General features: G+C 68.8%; 19 protein-coding genes. 6 read left to right on the forward strand and 13 right to left on the reverse strand.

Annotated elements, in window-relative coordinates:
- Nucleotides 1-34: 34 nt before the first annotated feature.
- Entirely contained in the window at nucleotides 35-418 is a 384-nt protein-coding gene (locus ACW14X_RS07390) for a DUF4406 domain-containing protein (RefSeq protein WP_457165172.1), read from the reverse strand.
- Between the two features lie 47 nt (nucleotides 419-465).
- Between ACW14X_RS07390 and ACW14X_RS07395 the strand changes: the two genes are divergently transcribed.
- Complete coding sequence (locus tag ACW14X_RS07395) at nucleotides 466-1,230, forward strand: DeoR/GlpR family DNA-binding transcription regulator (protein WP_457165173.1); 765 nt, start codon at nucleotides 466-468, stop codon at nucleotides 1,228-1,230.
- 76 nt (nucleotides 1,231-1,306) lie between these two features.
- Here ACW14X_RS07395 and ACW14X_RS07400 read toward each other — a convergent pair whose 3' ends face one another.
- From ACW14X_RS07400 to ACW14X_RS07410, 3 genes are read right to left on the reverse strand one after another with little or no spacing between them, the layout of a single operon-like run.
- Nucleotides 1,307-1,534, reverse strand: coding sequence for an AAA family ATPase (locus ACW14X_RS07400; protein WP_350838170.1), 228 nt, complete (start codon nucleotides 1,532-1,534; stop codon nucleotides 1,307-1,309).
- A complete protein-coding gene (locus ACW14X_RS07405; protein WP_457165174.1) occupies nucleotides 1,534-2,007 on the reverse strand; it encodes a GNAT family N-acetyltransferase in 474 nt (157 codons plus the stop codon). Before ACW14X_RS07405 ends, ACW14X_RS07400 begins: the two co-directional genes overlap by 1 nt.
- 53 nt (nucleotides 2,008-2,060) lie before the next feature.
- Entirely contained in the window at nucleotides 2,061-3,302 is a 1,242-nt protein-coding gene (locus ACW14X_RS07410) for a DUF222 domain-containing protein (protein ID WP_457165175.1), read from the reverse strand.
- Nucleotides 3,303-3,731: 429 nt separating this feature from the next.
- Here ACW14X_RS07410 and arr point away from each other — a divergent pair, with 429 nt between their 5' ends.
- Nucleotides 3,732-4,142 (forward strand): NAD(+)--rifampin ADP-ribosyltransferase, encoded by a 411-nt coding sequence (gene arr / locus ACW14X_RS07415; protein WP_457165176.1) that lies wholly within the window; start codon nucleotides 3,732-3,734, stop codon nucleotides 4,140-4,142.
- A gap of 8 nt (nucleotides 4,143-4,150) precedes the next feature.
- Here the strand turns inward: arr and ACW14X_RS07420 are convergent, their stop codons facing one another.
- Genes ACW14X_RS07420 through ACW14X_RS07440 form a run of 5 tightly spaced genes read right to left on the reverse strand, consistent with a single transcriptional unit; the run spans nucleotide 4,151 to nucleotide 6,580 of the window.
- Entirely contained in the window at nucleotides 4,151-4,729 is a 579-nt protein-coding gene (locus ACW14X_RS07420; protein ID WP_457165177.1) for a DUF1349 domain-containing protein, read from the reverse strand.
- Nucleotides 4,730-4,735: 6 nt separating this feature from the next.
- Nucleotides 4,736-5,065 carry a nuclear transport factor 2 family protein gene (locus tag ACW14X_RS07425; RefSeq protein ID WP_160024838.1) on the reverse strand — a complete coding sequence of 110 codons (330 nt, stop codon included), beginning with the start codon at nucleotides 5,063-5,065 and terminating at the stop codon, nucleotides 4,736-4,738.
- Between the two features lie 35 nt (nucleotides 5,066-5,100).
- Nucleotides 5,101-5,499, reverse strand: coding sequence for a low affinity iron permease family protein (locus ACW14X_RS07430; RefSeq protein ID WP_160024839.1), 399 nt, complete (start codon nucleotides 5,497-5,499; stop codon nucleotides 5,101-5,103).
- A gap of 30 nt (nucleotides 5,500-5,529) precedes the next feature.
- Nucleotides 5,530-5,859, reverse strand: a complete 330-nt coding sequence (locus tag ACW14X_RS07435; RefSeq protein WP_457165178.1) for a branched-chain amino acid transporter permease — start codon at nucleotides 5,857-5,859, stop codon at nucleotides 5,530-5,532.
- Entirely contained in the window at nucleotides 5,852-6,580 is a 729-nt protein-coding gene (locus tag ACW14X_RS07440; protein ID WP_457165179.1) for an AzlC family ABC transporter permease, read from the reverse strand. Before ACW14X_RS07440 ends, ACW14X_RS07435 begins: the two co-directional genes overlap by 8 nt.
- Nucleotides 6,581-6,643: 63 nt before the next feature.
- Here ACW14X_RS07440 and ACW14X_RS07445 point away from each other — a divergent pair, with 63 nt between their 5' ends.
- A complete protein-coding gene (locus ACW14X_RS07445; protein ID WP_457165180.1) occupies nucleotides 6,644-7,096 on the forward strand; it encodes an Lrp/AsnC family transcriptional regulator in 453 nt (150 codons plus the stop codon).
- Between the two features lies 1 nt (nucleotide 7,097).
- Here ACW14X_RS07445 and ACW14X_RS07450 read toward each other — a convergent pair whose 3' ends face one another.
- A complete protein-coding gene (locus ACW14X_RS07450) occupies nucleotides 7,098-7,760 on the reverse strand; it encodes a TetR family transcriptional regulator (protein WP_457165181.1) in 663 nt (220 codons plus the stop codon).
- 97 nt (nucleotides 7,761-7,857) lie between these two features.
- Between ACW14X_RS07450 and ACW14X_RS07455 the strand changes: the two genes are divergently transcribed.
- The gene (locus ACW14X_RS07455) at nucleotides 7,858-8,763 is read left to right on the forward strand and encodes an SDR family NAD(P)-dependent oxidoreductase (protein WP_457165182.1); all 906 of its coding nucleotides are present in this window, start codon (nucleotides 7,858-7,860) and stop codon (nucleotides 8,761-8,763) included.
- A 30-nt stretch (nucleotides 8,764-8,793) separates the two neighbouring features.
- Here ACW14X_RS07455 and ACW14X_RS07460 read toward each other — a convergent pair whose 3' ends face one another.
- Entirely contained in the window at nucleotides 8,794-9,582 is a 789-nt protein-coding gene (locus tag ACW14X_RS07460) for a helix-turn-helix domain-containing protein (protein ID WP_457165183.1), read from the reverse strand.
- A 117-nt stretch (nucleotides 9,583-9,699) separates the two neighbouring features.
- On the opposite strand from ACW14X_RS07460, the gene ACW14X_RS07465 reads away from it, so the two are divergent.
- Nucleotides 9,700-10,053 carry a nuclear transport factor 2 family protein gene (locus ACW14X_RS07465; RefSeq protein WP_457165184.1) on the forward strand — a complete coding sequence of 118 codons (354 nt, stop codon included), beginning with the start codon at nucleotides 9,700-9,702 and terminating at the stop codon, nucleotides 10,051-10,053.
- 2 nt (nucleotides 10,054-10,055) lie between these two features.
- On the opposite strand, the gene ACW14X_RS07470 is transcribed toward ACW14X_RS07465, so the two are convergent.
- Nucleotides 10,056-10,508 (reverse strand): Lrp/AsnC family transcriptional regulator, encoded by a 453-nt coding sequence (locus tag ACW14X_RS07470; RefSeq protein ID WP_350838195.1) that lies wholly within the window; start codon nucleotides 10,506-10,508, stop codon nucleotides 10,056-10,058.
- A gap of 102 nt (nucleotides 10,509-10,610) precedes the next feature.
- On the opposite strand from ACW14X_RS07470, the gene ACW14X_RS07475 reads away from it, so the two are divergent.
- Nucleotides 10,611-11,555: an SMP-30/gluconolactonase/LRE family protein gene (locus ACW14X_RS07475; protein ID WP_457165185.1), complete on the forward strand. Its 945-nt coding sequence runs from the start codon at nucleotides 10,611-10,613 to the stop codon at nucleotides 11,553-11,555.
- 23 nt (nucleotides 11,556-11,578) lie between these two features.
- Here the strand turns inward: ACW14X_RS07475 and ACW14X_RS07480 are convergent, their stop codons facing one another.
- Nucleotides 11,579-12,244 carry a hypothetical protein gene (locus tag ACW14X_RS07480; RefSeq protein WP_457165186.1) on the reverse strand — a complete coding sequence of 222 codons (666 nt, stop codon included), beginning with the start codon at nucleotides 12,242-12,244 and terminating at the stop codon, nucleotides 11,579-11,581.
- Between the last annotated feature and the right edge of the window lie 5 nt (nucleotides 12,245-12,249).

Raw genomic sequence — 12,249 nt, forward strand, 5'->3', positions numbered from 1 at the left:
GATGGTCGGGGACCTCGATGCCCTGGACGGCCGCTCATGCGCGCTGGGCCTCGATCGCCGGGATCTCCGCGATGTCGTAGTAGACCGGAAGCCCTCGGCTCTCGGCGATCGCCACATCCTGGTCGGCTCCGGCCGAATCCCCGGGAAGCCGGAGGACGGCGTCGCAGCGCTGAAGCAGCCGCTCCGCGGTCGGGTAGAGGACCTCCTCTGCCAGCGGGTCGGTGGGCCCCGCGCCGGCAGAGCTGAGCACGGGCAGCGCGACCCACTCACCGATCATCGGGATGTGGCCGGCGGCGAAGATCGGCCAGGCGGCCGCTTCGAGCCGCTCGAGGTTGGCGGCCATGGCCGCGGGGTCACCGTCGGTGCCGGAACGATAGGGGCCGGCAATGAGGATGAGCATCGGCTTCGGTGTCGTCATGGCGCCAGGCTACATGCAATACTGTGCAAGAACAGAAAGGAACGTGCATGCTCGTTGGACAGCGCCGCGCTCACCTCCTGCGCATTCTGGACGAAACAGGCAAGATCGTGGCCAAGGACGTCGCCGTCGACCTGGGCGTCTCAGAGGACAGCATCCGCCGCGATCTGCGTGACCTGGCCGCGGAGGGTCTGTGCCAGCGCGTCTACGGTGGTGCGCTCCCCGTCTCCCCGGCGGTCGTCGACTACACCACCCGCCACAGCGTCGAGCCCGGCGGAAAGCGTGCGGTAGCGGCCACGGCCGCGGGCCTCGTACGTCCCGGAAGCACGCTCATCCTGGACGGAGGCACCACCGCGCTCGCCGTCGCGGAGGCACTTCCCCGAGACGTGGAGTGCACCGTCATCACCAACAGCCCGACCGTCGCGTCGGCCCTCCTGCAGCACCCGAGCGCCGACCTGTTCCTCCTCGGTGGCCGGGTCTTCAAGCACTCCGCCGTCGCCTGTGGCGCCGCAGCCGTCGAAGCAGCCCAGAACGTCTCCGCCGACCTCTGCCTCATCGGTGTCACCGGCGTCCACCCCGAAGCCGGCCTCACCACCGGCGACGCCGAGGACGCCGCCATGAAGCGCGCCCTCGCCGCGCGTGCGGCCGAGACGTACGTCCTCGCCTCCTCGGAGAAGATCGGCACCGCCTCCCCCTACCGGGTGCTGCCGTGGGGTCAGGTCACCGGCATCATCACCGACGCCGCCCCGACCGATGGCGTGATCAAGCGGCTCTCAGCACTCGACGTCGAGATCCTGCACGCCGACACTCTCTAGGAACCGTTCGACGTCCCGCCTCGAGCGAAGCCGGACGAACCGCAGGTGAGAGTGACGCGGATCGGCCATCGCGGCCTCATAACGCTTCACCTGCGGAGCATACGAGTCCCACGCCCAGCGGATGACCGAGTCGCTCGGATCCCAGAGACGAAGACCGCCCCAACCCGTCGTGCTCTTCCTCGACCCATCCCGGCCGCCAATGAAGCGCGTCGAGCTCGACGTACCGGACCCCAAGAGTCTCCGCCAGCCTCCGGGCGACCGTCGACTTACCCGAACCAGAGGATCCGACCACCGACACCCGCATCAGAGTGTCTTCGCCATGAACACACGGCGGTAGCCATCCTCGACGACGTACCCGGTCTCCTCATACCCCAACCGCGCGTAGAGCCGCCGGTTCTCGGTCATCGCCTCATGCGTGTAGAGCTCGACGTACGTCGCGGCGCGGGCCATCGCGCGGGACTCGACGTGAGCGATCAGTGCTCGTCCGATCCCCCGCCCCTGATGGCCAGGCGCCACCGCGAGGTTCTCCAACAGCACCCCGTCCCCTGGATGCCTCGTGACCGCGTATCCGGCGACATCGCCATCAACCATCGCCACCCAGACCTCCGCGGAGGCGATCGCCTCCTCGTAGTCCGCCCCCATCGGCCCAGGCTCGAGCCCGATCCGCTCGACATAGCTCGCGTACGCCGCCAGCGCGATCTCCCTCAGCCGCGGCGCATCCGCTGGCTCCGCCGGTCTGATGCCCGCAGGGTTCGGCCCGATCGGGGTGGCGCTCATGGTGGCAACCGTACGTCGCAGGCGCTCGTGGCTCGACTGAGTTCCGCCGCGATCTACGTTCGTCGAGTGAAGCGGATGTCGCCGTTGGGGAGGCGTTCGTGGAGGTAGGTGGCGTCGTGGGCGCGGTGGTGGTGATGGGAACAGAGCAGGGCGGCGTTGTCGAGGTCGGTCGCCCCACCTTGGGCCCAAGCGAGCCAGTGATGGGCCTCGGCCCAGGTGCCGGGGATGTCGCAGCCTTCGGCCTCACAGGTGGCCGATCTGAGGAGGAGGGCTCGGCGTTGGGCGGCGGTGAAGAAGCGTTCCTTGCGTCCCAGGTCGAGGACCTCGGAGGCGCCGCCGAGGACGGCGGGGAGGATGTTCGCGGTGCAGGCCAGGCGTCGGGCTTCGGCGGCGGTGATCGGGCTGCCGCCGAGGATCTGGGCGATGCCGGCTTCCTTGCGGAGCTGGTCGAGGTCGATGGTGACGATCACCGTGGTCGCATCCCCGCCGTGGATCGGGAGCCGGGCCGGGTCAATCGTCTCGAGGAGCTGGCAGAACGCGCGTCCGAGTCGGCGGTCGTAGGGCAGGTAGTCGCCGGTCTCGGTGCGGGTGCCGTCATCGCGGCGGGGTGAGGCGAACGCCTCCAGGGTGGTGGCCAGGCGGTCCGCGGTCGCGTCCGGGACCACCGCCGAGATCCGGGTGGTGCCGTCCCCGAGGCGCCGCATCGCCAGGCGGGTCTTCTTCCGGGCGTGGGCCTCCTCGGCCGCCAGCCGTTTCGCCTCCTCGGCTTCGGCGATCTCGGGCGCGATGACATCGAGGATCCGGCGCCCCAGACGTCGCAGCTGGGTGGGGTCGAACCGGGTCGCGTAGGCGACCAGGGCTTCTTCGGCCTTGGTCTTGATCTCGGGGTCGAGGTCGGTCGGCAGGTCGTCGAGGGCGTTCACGATGACGTGGGCTTGGGCCGGGTTGCAGTTTCCGGCCCGCATGGCGACCGCCACCAGCCCATATGAGCGGTCCAGTGCCTCAGCGAGCCGGAGGTCGGCGCGCAGGGTCTCGGGGCGTTGGTGGGTGTGGTGATGCAACCACGCCGCGACATCCCGCGCCGCGGACTCGTCCGCGACATCATCAGCAACAGCGAGCACCCGCAGTTCGAGCTCGGCCAGCTGCGCCTTCGCGCGGGCGATCTCGAGCAGCGCGGTGGCCTTCTGGTCGGTGGCCATGAACGACGGGTTCGCCGCCGCAACTCCCTCGAGCGAGGCAGTGATCGCGACCACCGCCCCCAGCACAGGGTGCTGGGGCTGCTGCAGCGTGGTCATCGAACCGGTCACCTCCCGACGTACGAACTCTCCACGCCCGCTGGCACGGGTGTGTGCTGGTTCGCTGGTCTCGGAGGCCCGGAGTACGGGCTATTACTTACCCTCGCAGCTCAGCGTGCACGCCCCTGGTTCCCCTGGATTACCCCACCCCCCGTTGTGTCTCGGGTGGATGGGGCACGCCTCTTTCGAGGTGGTCGGCCTTCACGTTCACGCCTGCGCCGAGCCTACCACACAACACAAAACCAATGAACCCAATCAGGGACAGATATCCCCAACAAAACCCAGACCGCTGCTGGAAGCCCGCAAGACAGGTAAATGGCACCCAACCCAGACACCCTGCTTCTAAATCTCCCAACCCAGACAACGTATTGGCCCCACCCACGCTGGAACCCAAGCACGAATACCCCAGCCCTCAGATAGCCTCCAACCATGAGTGAGCCGCTGGACGACGGGCCGTTCTACCACGGCACAAAGGCCGATCTGCGCGAAGGAGATCTACTCACCCCCGGCTTCCGGTCGAACTACAAACCCGAGGTGGTGATGAACCACATCTACTTCACCGCACTCCCCGACGGCGCAGGCCTAGCCGCCGAGATCGCCCCCGGCGCCGGCGAGCCACGGGTCTATCTCGTCGAGCCGACCGGAGAGTACGAGAACGACCCCAACGTCACGGACAAGAAGTTCCCGGGCAACCCGACCCGCTCCTACCGCAGCACGGCACCGCTCCGGATCGTCTCCGAGGTCCACGACTGGACCCGGCTGACGCCGGAGGCCCTCCAGATGTGGCGCGACCGCCTCGCTGCGATCCGAGCCGACGAACGGGCCGAGATCATCAACTAGGGCCACGATCAGTGCAGGGCGGCATCCGCCGCGGTCGTACGCCAGGCATGGAAGGCGATCGTGAGCCCGGCCCTCGTGGGAGCACAGGTGAACGGCCCGGCCTCGGCGACGAGCTCCGGAGCGAAGGGAACGAGTCGGACGAGCTGAAGAGAGCCTCCGTCGACCGCGGCTCGGATGGTGAGCGCGTCACCGGATCGACTGACCCGCATGCGGACCTTGCGGTCGCGCCAGTCGGGCACGGGCGCCAGTGACCAGTCGGATCTGCCGTCGGTGACGACGGCACCGAGCTGCGGACGACCGTCGGCGTACTCGACGCCTGCCTTGACCCAATGCGTCTCGCTGACGCGTACGAAGATCCCGGCCTGGTCGAACTGCTCTGAGAACGCTGCCGTGAACTCGACCTCGACCGCGGTGTCCTGGTCGAAGGGAGCCAGCAGGGCGTGCTCGCTGTCGTGGACGAACCCGTAGGAGGTCGTACGCCACGCGTCGCTCCCTTCGGCGGCAGTGACGAGCAGGTCGGAGCCGCGCTCCACGGCGGCGACAGGCGGATGGGTCCAGCGCCCACTCCCCCAACGGATCGAGGTCAAGGCGAGTCAGCCCTCGCGAATGGTCATCGTGGTGATCCGGTCGCCGTCGACGTCGAAGACGAACTTCGAGCGGCCGTTGGCGTGGGTGGAGCGCCAGTCGCCGATCACGGTCACCGTGCCGTCCTCGGCCGCGACCTCCTCGACGGCGAGGGTCCCCTGAGCGCCGATGAACTCGTTGTCGCTCCACCCCTTGATCTGCTCTCGTCCGGTGAAGACACGGCCCCAGTCGTCGACAGCTCCACCCTCGGTGAAGGCGTCGAGGAACGCGGACTCGTCGTGCCTGTTGACGGCCTCGATGAAGGTGGCGACCGGCTCAGGAATCGTCTGCTCTGTCATGTGCACTCCTTCTCAGCGGGTGGTGGCGCGAGTATTCAGTGTCGCTCTTCCAGCCCCACGGCCTCGCGCAGGATCCGCACCGAGTCGGCAAGGTCCTCGTCGTCGCGGGCCCGGGACTCCATGAGATCAGAGAGGGCCGAGGCGATCACGTTGAGCTTCTCGTGGGACGCCTCCTCCGAGCGCCGCCCGGCGTTCTGGAGCAGCACCAGCAACAGCAGCGACAGGACCGAGGAACCCGTGTGCACGGCCAGCTCCCACTTGGTACTGGAGGACCAGAAGGGAAAGCTCACCGCCCACAGCAGCAGGACGCCCACGATCACATAGAAGAAGGGAGCATGGCTGACCACAGAGGTGACCACCTCCACGAAGCGTTCGAACCCGTTCCGTCCGTCGCCTCGCTGACGAGACTTCCTGGCACTGTTCTCTACGGTCATGCGGACACCGTAGTCCCCGACAGCTGCCGATCAGGCCGCGATGACCGAGGTCATCAGGACGTACGCGGCCGTGCCCGCGAAGATGCTCAACGTCATGCTGCCTCGCCACAGGTGCAGCCCGATCGTGATCGCGAGGGCGAGGGCGGCCGGTCCGGCAGAGGCCAGGACGGCAGGGTCGGTGTCACGGAGGGTGTAGGCGGCGAGGATGACCATCACGCCGACGGGCATCCGGTCGCCGATGTAGGCCAGCAGCGCGCTGTGCCGCAGCGGAGCGAGCATCGCGAACGGAGCCGCGCGAAGGGTCCAGGTGACGGCCGCGGAGACGAGGACGGCGGACAGGACGTACCAGGGATCAGTCACGCCTGCTCCTACGGGCAGCCAGGACGTACGAGCAGACCAGCGCGGCGCAGAACATGCCCATCGCGATCAGCAGCATGTTGTCGCGCGAGATCAGCGCCGCGACGATCGCGCAGCCCAGGGCGAGCACTGAGATCGGCACCGACCTCCGGACCTTGTACGCCTCGATCCCCAGCACCACGAACAGCGCCGTGACCGCGAAGTCGAGGCCGACCACCTGCGGCGGGATCAGCGATCCCAGCCCGGCGCCGGCGGCCACGCAGAGCACCCACGCCAGGTGGAAGAACGCCTGGATGCTGATGATCCTGGTCCGCGACCACTCGGCCGCCTCCGGCGTCGCGGTGAGCGCGTACGCCTCGTCGGTCAGGGCGAAGGTGCTGTAGGCCTTCCACCCGCGGCCGCGCACCCGGTGCATCGGGAACGTGATGGCGTAGAAGACGTGCCGGAAGTTCACCAGCAGGGTGCTGACCGCGATCTGCGCCAGCGGCGCGGCGGCGGCCAGGAGGCCGACCAGCAGGAACTCCATGGAGCCGGCGAAGACGACCGCGCCGAGCACCGGCGCCCACCACCAGGCGAGCCCGGACTGGACCACCAGTACGCCGAGCGCGAGCCCGAGCGGGACGACGGCGACACATGCGGGAAGCACTGTCCTCCACCCGGCGGCGACCTCCTCGCGGGTCCCCGCGAGCTCCCCGGGCGCCGTCTCCATATCCATCACGTGCATGCGGCAAGCCTAGGAAAGTTCTGACGTCCTTGGATTGCCCATCGGCGATGCTAAAGTGCCGCTGTGCGCAATGATCATGCGATTGACGACCTGGATCGAGCAATCATTGCCGAGCTCGAGGATGACGCCCGGCTGAGCAACGCCGAGCTCGCCCGAAGGGTCGGGCTCACCCCGGCGCCATGCCTGCGCCGGGTGCAGCGGCTGGAGCGCGCCGGCGTGATCAAGGGCTACCACGCCAGCATCGACCCGAAGAGCGGCGGACGCGGGTTCGAGGTCATCGTGGCCATCGACATCGCCGTCAACGACGGCAAGACCATCGAGGACTTCGAGACCGCCGCCATCGCCGTCCCCGAGGTCACCGAGATGCGCCGCATGCTCGGCCAGCCCGACTACTACCTGCGCGTCCAGGTCGCCGACCCCGATGCGTACGAAGCCCTCATCGTCGGGACGATCTCCCGGCTGCCCGCAGTGAGCCGGGTGCTGTCGCACCAGACCATGCGGCTGATCAAGGGGTAGGTCAGCGTGGCAGCACGCCCACGAGCGCCGCGGTGAACGAGGTGCGCAGGGCGTCGCGCAGATCCAGATGCAGTACGCCGAGCTCCGGCTCGTCCGCATAGGCGGCGAGGACGCTGGGCGGCGGCGGGACGTACGCCGCCAGCGCGCCGGCCGAGATCAGGCTCATCGTGCAGAACGTCTCGGCACCGTCGCCGAGCTCGGGCAGGTGGCGGCGTACGAGCTCGAGCATGGTGGCGAGGTGCTCGTGGGTGGAGCGCTTATGGCGCTTGACGACCTCGACCGAGACGTTGTGCTCGAGGACGCCACCCTGCGCACCGAAGAGGTCGCAGAGCACCATCCGACCCGACAGCGACCGGCTGAGGACCTCGGCCAGCTGGTCCGCCCGCACCTCCGGTGACGCCTCGGCCTGGACACCCGCGGCCAGCTCCTCGGCCAGCTCCTCGAGCCACGCCCCCAAGAAGTCGTCCAGCAGCTCGAGCAGCACCGCCTCGCGCGACTCGAAGTAGCGCAGCACGTTCGACTTGGCCAGCCCCACCCGCCGGCTGAGCTCGTTGAGACTCACGTCGGCCACCGGCATCTCGTCGAGCATCGCCGCCGCCGTGTCCAGGATCGCCCGGCGGCGGATCTCTCGTTGCTCGTCGCTTCGTGCCCGCTGGAATGTCACCGCCCCAGACTAACTTAAAGACCGCCGGTCCCTTGACATCAGACCATCGGTCTCTTAAGTTGGTGATAACAGACCGATGGTTCTTTAGGAGTGGACAATGAGCGACACCTGGACTGATCAGCACATCCCCGACCAGCACGGCCGAGTGGCGATCGTGACCGGCGCCAACACCGGCCTCGGCTTCGAGACCGCCCGCATGCTCGCCGAGCACGGTGCGCAGGTGGTCATGGCCGTACGCGACGCAGAGAAGGGTAAGCAGGCAGCCGCGCGCATCGACGGCGACGTCACCGTCCAGGTCCTCGACCTGGCCTCCCTGGAGTCGATCCGGTCCGCGGCGGCCGACCTGCGCGCCAGTCACCCGCGGATCGACCTCCTGATCAACAACGCCGGCGTGATGTACACGCCGAAGCAGACCACCGCGGACGGCTTCGAGATGCAGTTCGGCACCAACCACCTCGGCCACTTCGCCTTCACCGGCCTGCTTCTGGACCAGCTCCTCCCCGTCCCCGGCTCGCGGGTCGTCACGGTCAGCAGCCTCGGCCACCGCATCCGCGCCGACATCCACTTCGACGACCTGCAGTGGGAGCGGTCCTACAGCCGCGTCGCGGCGTACGGCCAGGCCAAGCTCGCCAACCTGATGTTCACCTACGAGCTCCAGCGCCGGCTGGCCTCGCACGGCACCACCATCGCGGTGGCAGCCCACCCCGGTGGCTCCAACACCGAGCTCGGCCGCAACTCTCCCGGCCCGATCCGCGTCGCCTTCGACTGGCTCGCGCCCCTGGTCGGCCAGGCGCCCGCGATGGGCGCACTCCCCACCCTGCGTGCCGCCACCGACCCCGCCGTCATCGGCGGTCAGTACTACGGGCCCAGCGGCCTCGGCGAGGCCCGCGGATATCCGAAGCTGGTGACCTCCAGCCCCGCCTCCTACGACCTGCAGACCCAGCAGCGGCTGTGGACCGTCTCCGAGGAGCTCACCGGCGTACGCATGCCCCTCGACAGCTGAGCCGCACGCGTCAACGGAGAGAGCGACTGGTCACCGGCTGAGCAGCTGTCGCGTCCGGTCGTCGGCGGGGACGAAGGTCTCCAGATGGAGCCCGTTGAGGGTGACGTCCGAGGCATTCTCGATCTGGCTGGCGACACTGAAGAAGCGCAGCGCGTGGCCGCCCGCGTCGATCTCCAGCGGGACGACCGGGTCGGCCAGCGGCCGGACGGACGGCTCGTCGCCGGAGGGGTAGGCGGTGACCTCGTCGCGGAGAGCGACCAGGGCCGGGTCGCCCCCGGTGTGGGTGATGCGGCGGCCGAGCTGATGGAGCAGGTGGGCTCGCCAGACGGGCAGATTGCGGATACGCGGGGCGAGTCCGCGCGGATGCAGGCAGAGCCGGATCACGTTCAGCGGAGGCTCGAGCAGGCTGGCGTCACAGCCGTCGAGCAGTCCGTCGACGGGCTGGTTGGCATCGACGATGTCCCAGTGGTCGTCGAGGAGCAGAGCCGGGTACGGCGCGTGGGCGTCCAACAGGCTGCGAAGCCCGGCCATCACCGGCGCGAGCGCGTCGTCGTCGGTGGCACGGTGCGGATAGCGAGGCGCGAACCCGCCGGCGAGCAGGAGCCGGTTCTGCTCGGCCATGGGCACCCGCATCACCTCGGCCAGCCGGACGATCATCTCCGGTGTCGGCCGGGAGCGACCGTTCTCGACGTAGCTCACGTGCCGGGTGCTCACCTCGGCCTGCGTGGCGAGCGCGAGCTGGCTCAAGGACCGCAGCTCGCGCCAGCGGCGCAGCTCGCTGCCGACCGACGGTGACGGTGACGTCGCGGTTGAGATCACGGCCCGAGGCTAGCCAACCCTGGATTCCGAGGGCCATGACCTCGGAGGTTATCGACCCGCGCACCGACCAGCGGCGAACCTTCTCGTGGCAACCCGATCCGAGAGAAGGAAGACACCATGAACGACATCGTGACGCGCTACCTGGACACCTGGAACGCCACCGACGAGTCGGTGCTCACCAAGCTGCTGGCCGAGCACTGGTCCGACGACTGCGTCTACGTGGACCCGCTCGCCGACGTGCAGGGCCGCGAGGCCGTCGGGGCGACCATCCAGGCCGTACGTGCGCAGTTCCCGGGCTTCGTGTTCACGCCCGTGGGGACCGTCGACGCCCACCACCAGCAGGCTCGGTTCCAGTGGGGTCTGGGACCGGCCGGCGCGGAGCCGGTCGTCATCGGCTTCGACGTGGTCGTCGTCGACGCCGACCAGCGGATCCGTGACGTACGCGGCTTCCTGGACAAGGTGCCCGCCTGACCTCAGGCTTGGTCCGCTACCACCGGCGAGAGCGGCCGCTCGAAGAAGGTCTCCAGGACGACCGTCGCCTGCGTTCCGCTGACGCCCTCGATGGCGTAGATCCGGCGCAGCACGTCCTGCAGCTGCTCGGTGGTCGCGGTCCTCACCTTCACCAGCACGGAGGCGCTGCCCGCGATGATGTGGGCCTCCACGATCTCCGGGAGCGCGGCGAACGCCTCCGCCGACTCTCCCATCCACGACGTGGAGTCGACCATGACGTACGCCAGCACCGAGCTGCCCACGGCGGCCGGGTCCACGTCGGCGGTGGTGCGCCGGATGACACCACTCTCACGCAGCTTGCGTACGCGCTCGTGAGCCGCACCCGCGGAGAGGCCGACTGCATGGCCCAGCGCGGCGTAGGACTGGGTGGCGTCGCTCTGAAGCTCGGCCAGCAGCTCGCGATCGATCTGGTCCACAGGTTCTCCGTTCAGAAATATCTTGCGCTGACCATACCTGATCTTGCAGTCTTCACCTCAGGCCGATTCAGATTCGGCATTGGATACTGAGGAGTGGACTCCATGAGCAGTGATCGCCCTGGGCTGTACGAGATGCTCGACGACCGGTTCCGCACCGGACGATGCATGAACGGCGACGAGGCGCTGGAGGTCCTCTTCACCGGGTGCCGTTGGGCCGAGGGGCCGATCTACGTGCCCGCCTGGCGTCAGGTGGTCTGGAGCGACATCCCCAACGACCGGATGCTGCGCTGGGACGAGGAGACCGGAGACGTGAGCGTCTTCCGCCGCACCGCCGGGCACACCAACGGCAACACCCTCGACCGCGAGGGCCGGCTGATCACCTGCGAACAGGGCAACCGGCGGGTCACCCGGACCGAGCACGACGGCACGATCACCGTGCTGGCCGAGCGTTGGCAAGGGAAGCGCCTGAACAGCCCCAACGACGCGACCGTGAAGTCAGACGGCTCGATCTGGTTCTCCGACCCGGACTTCGGCATCACCAGCGACTACGAGGGCTACCGCGCCGAGAGTGAGATCGGCTCCAACAACGTCTACCGGATCGACCCAGCCAGCGGCGAGGTCCGCCTGGTCGCGGACTGCTTCGGCGCCCCGAACGGGCTGGTCTTCTCCCCCGACGAGCGCCAGCTCTTCGTCTCCGACACCCGAGCCGGCAAGATCTGGGTCTTCGACGTACGCGATGACGGCACCCTCTCCGAGGGCGAGGTCTTCGCCGACGCCGGAGCCCGCGACGGCGCCCGCTTCGACAACCTCCGCTTCGACGACGGCGGCCGCCTCTGGGTCGCCGCGATGGACGACGGCGTGCACTGCTACGACCCCGACGGCGCTCTCATCGGCCGCCTGAACGTCCCAGAGACCGTCGCCAACATCTCCTGGGGCGGCGCCAAGCGCAACCGCCTCTTCATCACCGCCGAGACCAGCCTGTACTCGGTCGTCATGGGCGTCACCGGCACCCACCCGACCGGCCCCGGACGCCGGCCCTGGCTGTAGCGCGGCGACTTCATGGCTCCAGGTCACTCGGGGCCGATGGAGTCGGCCGCCTCGATCCGGTGTGCATGCCGCACCGACACCGCACCGGCGTACCCCTCGACGAAACCGACCACCACGTCGTACTCATCCCCCGCGGTGGAGCGCAGGGTGAGCGTCCAGGAGTTGTCGGCCGTGTGGTGCTCCTCCGCACGGAGCGAGAGGGCGTCCGGGTCCACGGCGTACGCCGTCGCGGCCGCACGCAGCGTGCGCTGGACCGCCGACTCCCGCGAGGTCGGCGTCCGCTCCGGCCGGCCGACCACCTCCATCACGTCACGAAAGGCGCGGGCCACACCGTCGTACGACGCCTCCGAGACGGCCGTGGTCCGAGGCCCGGTGTTCACCAGCAGCCCGATCTCGAGGGCGCCCGGGCTGGCGCCCCAGCTGGTGTGCCATCGGTGCTGGTGCAGCGAGTAGTGCCGTCGCGCGTCGGCTCCGGCGTAGAGGACTGGCTCCAGCGCGGCGAGGATCTCCCGCTCGTCGAGTACATCCTCGCTTCCCCCGCCGTCCGGCTCTGGGACCGACAGGTCGAGCAGGTACTGCCGGTCCACCTGGTCGTCAGGGCTGGCCCGATAGCCGACCTGGACCCGCACCGAGTCCACCCGGCCGAGAGTCAGCAGCGAACGCGAGTCATCGATCGCACGGTTGGTCATCTCTC

It is taken from the genome of Nocardioides sp. YJ-D4 (genome assembly GCF_054031495.1).

Excerpts from the sequence above, each read along its gene's own strand:
- ACW14X_RS07475 (WP_457165185.1), top strand. The coding sequence starts at position 10,611 with ATGAGCAGTGATCGCCCTGGGCTGTACGAGATGCTCGACGACCGGTTC.
- ACW14X_RS07400 (WP_350838170.1), bottom strand. The coding sequence starts at position 1,534 with ATGCGGGTGTCGGTGGTCGGATCCTCTGGTTCGGGTAAGTCGACGGTC.
- ACW14X_RS07425 (WP_160024838.1), bottom strand. The coding sequence starts at position 5,065 with ATGACAGAGCAGACGATTCCTGAGCCGGTCGCCACCTTCATCGAGGCC.
- ACW14X_RS07455 (WP_457165182.1), top strand. The coding sequence starts at position 7,858 with ATGAGCGACACCTGGACTGATCAGCACATCCCCGACCAGCACGGCCGA.
- ACW14X_RS07480 (WP_457165186.1), bottom strand. The coding sequence starts at position 12,244 with ATGACCAACCGTGCGATCGATGACTCGCGTTCGCTGCTGACTCTCGGC.
- ACW14X_RS07390 (WP_457165172.1), bottom strand. The coding sequence starts at position 418 with ATGACGACACCGAAGCCGATGCTCATCCTCATTGCCGGCCCCTATCGT.
- ACW14X_RS07430 (WP_160024839.1), bottom strand. The coding sequence starts at position 5,499 with ATGACCGTAGAGAACAGTGCCAGGAAGTCTCGTCAGCGAGGCGACGGA.
- ACW14X_RS07440 (WP_457165179.1), bottom strand. The coding sequence starts at position 6,580 with ATGCACGTGATGGATATGGAGACGGCGCCCGGGGAGCTCGCGGGGACC.
- ACW14X_RS07395 (WP_457165173.1), top strand. The coding sequence starts at position 466 with ATGCTCGTTGGACAGCGCCGCGCTCACCTCCTGCGCATTCTGGACGAA.
- ACW14X_RS07405 (WP_457165174.1), bottom strand. The coding sequence starts at position 2,007 with ATGAGCGCCACCCCGATCGGGCCGAACCCTGCGGGCATCAGACCGGCG.
- arr (WP_457165176.1), top strand. The coding sequence starts at position 3,732 with ATGAGTGAGCCGCTGGACGACGGGCCGTTCTACCACGGCACAAAGGCC.
- ACW14X_RS07410 (WP_457165175.1), bottom strand. The coding sequence starts at position 3,302 with ATGACCACGCTGCAGCAGCCCCAGCACCCTGTGCTGGGGGCGGTGGTC.
- ACW14X_RS07465 (WP_457165184.1), top strand. The coding sequence starts at position 9,700 with ATGAACGACATCGTGACGCGCTACCTGGACACCTGGAACGCCACCGAC.